Annotated in this window: 8 protein-coding genes; all 8 read left to right on the top strand. The window is 67.3% G+C overall.

The window, feature by feature from the left end; genetic code table 11:
* Positions 1 to 355, top strand: a 355-nt coding sequence (locus tag EAO80_RS17305) for a 3-isopropylmalate dehydratase small subunit 2 (protein ID WP_368280564.1), incomplete at its 5' end; no start/stop codon positions are given.
* Positions 348 to 1325, top strand: a complete 978-nt coding sequence (locus tag EAO80_RS17300; protein WP_122091089.1) for an isocitrate/isopropylmalate dehydrogenase family protein — start codon at positions 348 to 350, stop codon at positions 1323 to 1325. The genes EAO80_RS17305 and EAO80_RS17300, both read left to right, overlap by 8 nt.
* Before the next feature lie 296 nt (positions 1326 to 1621).
* Positions 1622 to 2377: an HTH-type transcriptional regulator GlpR gene (gene glpR, locus EAO80_RS17295; RefSeq protein WP_122091088.1), complete on the top strand. Its 756-nt coding sequence runs from the start codon at positions 1622 to 1624 to the stop codon at positions 2375 to 2377.
* Positions 2374 to 3282, top strand: coding sequence for a 1-phosphofructokinase (pfkB, locus tag EAO80_RS17290; protein WP_122091087.1), 909 nt, complete (start codon positions 2374 to 2376; stop codon positions 3280 to 3282). The genes glpR and pfkB overlap by 4 nt, the downstream gene beginning before the upstream one ends.
* A gap of 97 nt (positions 3283 to 3379) precedes the next feature.
* On the top strand, positions 3380 to 4501 hold the full coding sequence (locus EAO80_RS17285; RefSeq protein ID WP_122091086.1) for a PTS fructose transporter subunit IIC: 1122 nt from the start codon (positions 3380 to 3382) through the stop codon (positions 4499 to 4501).
* A gap of 7 nt (positions 4502 to 4508) precedes the next feature.
* Positions 4509 to 4973: a PTS sugar transporter subunit IIA gene (locus EAO80_RS17280; RefSeq protein WP_122091085.1), complete on the top strand. Its 465-nt coding sequence runs from the start codon at positions 4509 to 4511 to the stop codon at positions 4971 to 4973.
* Positions 4973 to 5248 carry a phosphocarrier protein HPr gene (ptsH1, locus tag EAO80_RS17275; protein WP_122091084.1) on the top strand — a complete coding sequence of 92 codons (276 nt, stop codon included), beginning with the start codon at positions 4973 to 4975 and terminating at the stop codon, positions 5246 to 5248. Before EAO80_RS17280 ends, ptsH1 begins: the two co-directional genes overlap by 1 nt.
* A partial coding sequence (gene ptsP, locus EAO80_RS17270) for a phosphoenolpyruvate--protein phosphotransferase (RefSeq protein WP_122091083.1) occupies positions 5245 to 6791 on the top strand: 1547 nt, incomplete at its 3' end. The genes ptsH1 and ptsP, both read left to right, overlap by 4 nt.

Raw genomic sequence — 6791 nt, 5'->3', positions numbered from 1 at the left:
GGCGCTCCAGCGCTGGGGGATCGACGCCATCGTCGGCGAGTCGTTCGCGTCCATCTTCGCGGGCAACTGCCTCGCGCTCGGCATTCCGACCGTGACCGCGAGTCCCGAGGAGATCGGCGTGCTACAGGCGTACGTCGAGGAAAATCCTGACGAGCCGATCGCAATCGACGTCGAGCGCGAGCTCGTCACCTACGGCAGCGGCGACGAGGAGACGGCCGTCAACGCCGACGTCGCCGACGCCCAACACAAGGCGCTCGTCGAGGGCGTCTGGGACACCACGGCGTTGATGAAGGCAAACGCGAACGCCGTGCGCGAGACCGCCGGCTCCCTGCCGTACATGGAGAGCGATGACTGAGGAGATCGCCGTCATCCCCGGCGACGGGATCGGCAAGGAGGTGACGCCGGCAGCCCTTGAAGTCCTCGAGACAGTAGGCGATTTCGAGTTCATCGAGGCAGAGGCCGGCGACGCGGTGAAGGAGGAGACCGGCGAGGCCCTGCCCGAGGAGACCTACGAACTGGCCGCCTCGGCGGACGCGACGCTGTTCGGGGCCGCAGGCGAGACGGCCGCGGACGTCATCCTCCCGCTTCGGGAGGCGGTCGGCTCGTTCGTCAACGTCCGGCCCGCCCGCGCGTACCCCGGCGTCGACGCGCTGCGCCCCGAGACCGACGTGGTCTTCCTGCGCGAGAACACCGAAGGCGTCTACTCGGGCCACGAGAACAGGCTGAGCGAGGACCTCTCGACGCTGACCCGCGTGGTGACGAGTTCCGCGTCCGAGCGGCTCGCGGGATTCGCCTGCGAGTACGTCGAGGATAGCGAGCACGAGGGATTCACGGTCGCGCACAAGGCAAACGTCATGCGCGAGACGGACGGGCGGTTTCGTGAAACCGTCCTGAAGGTCGCCGACGAGCGCGGCGTCGACGCCGACGAAGTGTTGATGGACGCGTTCGCGACCCATATCTGTCTCGACTCCGAGCAGTTCGGAGTCGTCGTCTGTCCGAACCTCGCGGGCGACGTGCTGTCCGATCTCGCGGCGGGGCTGGTCGGCGGGCTCGGGCTGCTGCCGAGTGCGAACATAGGTACAGAAAACGCGCTGTTCGAGCCGGTCCACGGCACCGCCCCGGACATCGCGGGCGAGGGGGTCGCGAACCCCACGGCGGCGATCCTGAGCGCGGCGATGTTGCTCGACCATCTGGGCTACGCCGAGGAGAGCGCCCGCGTCGAGGAGGCAGTGACGAGCGTGCTCGACGAGGGTCCGCGAACCGCCGACCTCGGCGGCAATGCGAGCACCGAGGACGTCACGAGCACGGTCGTCGAACGGCTGTAATCACACCCGTTGGCCGCCGAGATCGTCGGCGGTTACGTCGACCGCGTCATGGATCGCTTCTTCTTCGGCGAGCGCACCTCCACGACGTGATCGGGATCGACTGTCCATGACTCCTCGGCACCGAGTCCTTCGAGGGTTACGGGAAGGCCGGGTCAAGCGAGAAACCGATCACGTCTTCAGTTGGTTTCGGGAAGGACGAAAGCCCACGGCGAGCGCAGCCGCCGAGTGCCCGCAGGTCGTTCACGATCGAACACGAACGGTTACAAGCGTGCACATCCAAGCACGCGGTACGGCCGATGCTCCCCGAACAGCGAAAACGGACGATCGTGGCGCTCGTCACCGAACACGACGGCTGTTCGGTGGCCGAACTCGCGGACGAACTCGACTTCTCGAAGGCGACGGTTCGGCGCGACCTCAGAGAGCTCGAAAACGAGTCGCTGATCGAACGCTCCCACGGCGGGGCCCTCCCCGCGACGACCGTGGGGCGCGAACAGCCCTACAGCCAGCGGGAGGTCCAGCAGCTCGACGCGAAGGTCGCGATCGCCGAGCGTGCGGCAGGAGAGATCCAGGCGGGACAGGTCGTCTTCTTCGATTCGGGCACGACCACGATCGAGGTGGCGAAACGAGTCCCCGAGTCGGTGGTGACGGTGACGAACTCGCCGGTGATCGCACTCGAACTCGATGGAACCGACTGTGAGGTGAAACTCACCGGGGGCTCGCTTAGACACAGCTCGCGGGCGCTGGTCGGTCCGAGCGCCGAGTCCTTCATGGACCGGGTCAACTTCGACCTCCTGTTTCTGGGGACGAACGGGCTCGATTCGCAGGGGCTGATGACGCCCGACGAGGACGAAGCCCGGATGAAGTCGCTCATGGTCGAACGCGCGACGCGCGTGATTGCGGTCACCGACGCGACGAAGTTCGGCGAGCGGAGCTTCGTACGCTTTGCGGATCTGGACGAGATCGACCGACTCGTCACGAACGGAACGCCGCCAGGGGGGATCCGCGACGCGTGTGAGAGCGCCGGGGTCTCGGTCATCGAGGTGGCGGCATGATCGTCACGGTCACGCCCAACCCCGCGGTCGATTACACCGTCTCGCTCACGGACGAGCCGACCGCGGGCACGGTGACGAGAACCGACCGGACGCGCTACGACGCCGGCGGGAAGGGGATCAACGTCTCGAAGTATCTCGCTTCGCTCGACACCGACACCCTCGCGACGGGGTTTCTCGGTGGCTTCGTCGGTGAGTACCTCGAAACCCAACTCGAAACTGCGGAGCTTCCCGCCGAGTTCGTCGCCATCGACGGGACGACCCGGCTGAACACGACGCTGCTGACCCCCGACGCGGAGTACAAGATCAACCAGACGGGGCCGACAGTCGACGAAGGGGCGGTCGACGCGCTCGTTTCCCGGCTCCGCGAGCGCGATCCGAACACGGTCGTGATCGCCGGGAGCCTCCCGCCGGGGATCGACACGGCGACGGTGGACCGGATCGCGGCCGCCGGCGAGTGGGAAACGGCGATCGACCTCAACGGCGACGTACTGGGCGAGCTCTCGGGCGAGTACGTGCTCTGCAAGCCCAACCGTAAGGAGCTCGCGGCGGCGACGGGAACGACCGTCGATTCCGTCGAAAACGCCATCGAAGCCGCCCACGTCCTCCGAAAGAGGGGATTCGAGCGGGTCGTCGCTTCGCTTGGGGCTGACGGGGCGGTGCTGGTGAGCGACGAGCGCGCGCTGTACGCTCCGGCGCTCGACGTCGAGGTCGTCGACACGGTCGGCGCGGGCGACGCGATGCTCTCGGGCGTGCTCTCGGCGCTCGATCGCGGCGAGGGCGAACGTGCGGCGCTCGGAACGGGGATCGCCGTCTCCTCGCGGGTCGTTGCGCTTCCCGGAACCAGCGTGCCGTCGCTCGCGAACATCGACACGACCCGCGATACGGTCGCGGTCGAGCGTCGGTAACCGTGTTCGAACGAAAATAATATCTTCTATTTCAATCAGAAACAATCACAATCGAAAGCGTTTTCGTGCAGTTACAGCAACTATCGTGACAGATAACATGGCGACGAAAGACACGACCGAAGACAGGATGCGCGCGCACCTGACCTCGGTCAAGGAGGACCTCATGACCGGCGTCTCGTTCATGATCCCGTTCGTGACGATCGGGGGGATCTTCCTCGCGATCGGCTTCGCGATCGGGGACACGGAGAACGTGTTCGAACAGACCGGCACGCTCGGATGGTACTTCGCGCAGATCGGAAATCTCGGACTGACGATCATGATCCCCATCCTGGGGGGGTATATCGCGTACGCGATCGCGGACCGGCCCGGGCTCGCGCCGGGATTCATCCTGTCGTATGCCGTCCAGCAGGAGCCGCTGATCGCGGCCGCCGGCGAGCTCGTCGGGTTCGACGCCGAGGGTGCGGTCGCGGGCTTTCTCGGTGCGATCGTCGCCGGGCTGCTCGCGGGCTACGTCGCGCGCTGGCTGAAACGACGGAACGTCCCGGGGATGATCGAGCCGATGATGCCGGTGTTGATCATCCCGGTCGTCACGACGCTCGTACTCGCGCCGGTCGTGATCGTCGGACTGGGCGTTCCGATCGCGCTCGTCGACAGTGCGCTGACGGGCTTTCTCTCGGGACTTGAGGGGAGCAACGCGCTGTTGCTCGGGGCGATCATCGGCGCGATGATGGCCGCTGACATGGGCGGCCCGATCAACAAGGTCGCGTACGTCTTCGGGACCGTGCTCGTCGCCGACCAGATCTACGCGCCGATGGCCGCCGTGATGATCGCGGGCATGGTCCCGCCGCTGGGGCTTGCGCTGTCGAACTTCATCGCGCCCGAGAAGTACGCCGCCGAGATGTACGAGAACGCGAAGGCCGCGGTGCCCCTCGGCCTCTCGTTCATCACCGAGGGTGCGATCCCGTATGCGGCCGCGGACCCGCTTCGCGTGATTCCCAGCGCCGTCGCCGGCAGCGCCACAGCGGGGGCGGCCGCCATGGCGCTCAGCGTAACGATGCCCGCGCCCCACGGCGGCATCTTCGTGATCTTCCTGTCGAACAGCGCGCTGCTGTTCGTCGGCTGTATCGCGCTCGGGACGCTCGTCACGGCGACGATCGCGACGCTGATCAAACCCGACTTCGAGGACCGAATCGCGGACGAACCACAGAGTGCAGACTGATAGATCAATGGACCCACAGGACATCGACACGCTGCTGCCGACCGAACTCGTAACGCTAGCAGAACCACCAGCCGAAAAGGAGGCCTGCATCGAGCATCTGCTCGACATGGCCGTCGAGGCCGATCGAGTCGAGGACCGCGAGGCCGCCCTCGCGGCGCTTTTGGCCCGCGAGGAGGAGACGACCACCGGAGTAGGGTTGGGTATCGGCATCCCCCACGCCCAGACCAACGCCGTGACTCAGCCGACGGTCGTGTTCGCCCGCTCGGAGCGGGGCGTCGATTTCGACGCGATGGACGATAAGCCCGCAACGCTGATCTTCATGCTGCTGGTTCCCGAAGGGGGAAGTGAGGACCACCTGAACATGCTCAGTTCGCTTTCACGCGCGCTCATGCACGAGGACGTGCGCGAGTCGCTTCACGCCGCAGAGTCGCCCGAAGACGTCAGAGAAACGCTGAAGGAGGCGGTCGCCTGATGGAACGAGTCGTCGAGATCGTTCCCGAGGCCGGCCTGCACGCGCGGCCGGCCGCGACGTTCGTCGAGACCGCAAACGAGTACGACGCCGAGATCACCGTCGGTCCCGTCAACGGCGAGGGGGTCTCCGCGAGCAGCATGATCGCGGTGACGAGCCTCGGCGCGAAACACGGCGACGAAGTCAGACTAAGCGCCGAGGGCGAGGACGCCGAAGCCGCACTCGACGCGCTCGAAACCGTCCTCTCGACGCCAGAAGGGGGTGAAGAAGGACAGTGAGAACGCTTTCGGGCGTCGGGGTCACGCCACGCTCGGGCGTCGGTCGTGCGGTCCGTCACGCCGAGGGGATCGAGCTCGGTGAACCACCCGAGAACGTCGACCCCGACGCCGAGCGCAAGCGCTTCGAGGACGCCCGTGCCACGGCGGAAGCCGACCTCGAAAGCGAGCGCGAGCGCGCCCGCGACCGCATCGGCGAGGAGGAAGCCGAGGTGTTCGGCGCGCAGATCCAGTTCCTCACCGACCCGTCGATCGAATCGGGCGTCGAGGACGCCATCGACGGCGGCCTCCCAGCGGGCCATGCCGTCCGCGAGGCCTTCGCGGACCCCATCGAGCAGTTCGAAGGGATGGACGGCCGGACGGCAGAACGCGCCGACGACCTGCGGGACGTCCGGGACCGATTGCTCGCGATCCTCACGGGCGGCGAGAAAACGGACCTCGCCACGCTCCCCGAAGGATCGATCCTGGTGGCCGAACGCCTCACGCCGAGCGACACCGCACGGCTCGACCCCGAGCGGGTCGCGGGCTTTGCGACCGCGCTCGGGGGGCGAACCTCCCACGCCGCGATCTTCGCGCGATCGCTCGGACTACCCGCGGTCGTCGGCCTCGGCGACGATCTCCTGGAGATCGAGGAAGGCGCCGAACTCGTCGTCGACGGCGAGGCCGGCGAGGTGATCGTCGATCCCGACGAGGCGACCAAAGAGCGTGCCGCGACGACCCACGAAGTCCCGGTCATCGACGAGCCGGTCGAGACCGCCGATGGGCGCCCGATCGAGGTCGCGGCGAACGTCGGCACGCTCGCGGAGCTCTCGGGCGCGTGCGAGCAGGGCGCCGACGGGATCGGGCTCTTTCGTACCGAGTTCCTCTTTCTCGATCGGGAATCGCCGCCCGACGAGGACGAACAGTACGAGACCTACCGCGAGGCGCTGTCGACCTTTCCCGACGGCCGGGTCGTCGTTCGCACCCTCGACGTCGGCGGCGACAAGCCGATCCCCTATCTCGACCAGCCCGAAAGCGACAACCCGTTTCTCGGCGTGCGGGGGATCCGCCGGTCGCTCGGGATCGATGGAGAGTTGTTCGAGACACAGCTCCGCGCACTGCTTCGGGCCGCCGCAGGCGAGGGCCGTCTCTCGGTGATGTTCCCGCTGGTCGCGACCGTCGAGGAGCTCGACGCGGCGCTCGACGCCGTCGAGCGGGTCACCGCCGACCTGGAGCGCGAGAGAATCGACCACGCCGTCCCCGAACTCGGCGTGATGATCGAGACGCCGAGCGCGGTCCTCATGGCCGAGGAGCTCGCGGCGCGCTGTGATTTCCTCAGCATCGGCACCAACGACCTGGCCCAGTACGTCATGGCCGCCGCGCGCGACGACGAGGGCGTCGCCGACCTGCACGACCCGCTGCACCCGGCGGTCGTGCGCGCGATCGCCCGGACCGCCGAAGCCGCCGGCGCGAACGACGCGTGGGTCGGGATGTGCGGGGAGATGGCGGGCGATCCCGATCTCACGGAACTGCTCGTCGGGCTCGGACTCGACGAACTGAGCATGAG

Source organism: Halalkalicoccus subterraneus (assembly GCF_003697815.1).
Taxonomy (GTDB): Archaea; Halobacteriota; Halobacteria; order Halobacteriales; family Halalkalicoccaceae; genus Halalkalicoccus; species Halalkalicoccus subterraneus.
Note: the sequence above shows the minus strand (reverse complement) of the source record. Positions and strands in the feature narration are given on the sequence as shown.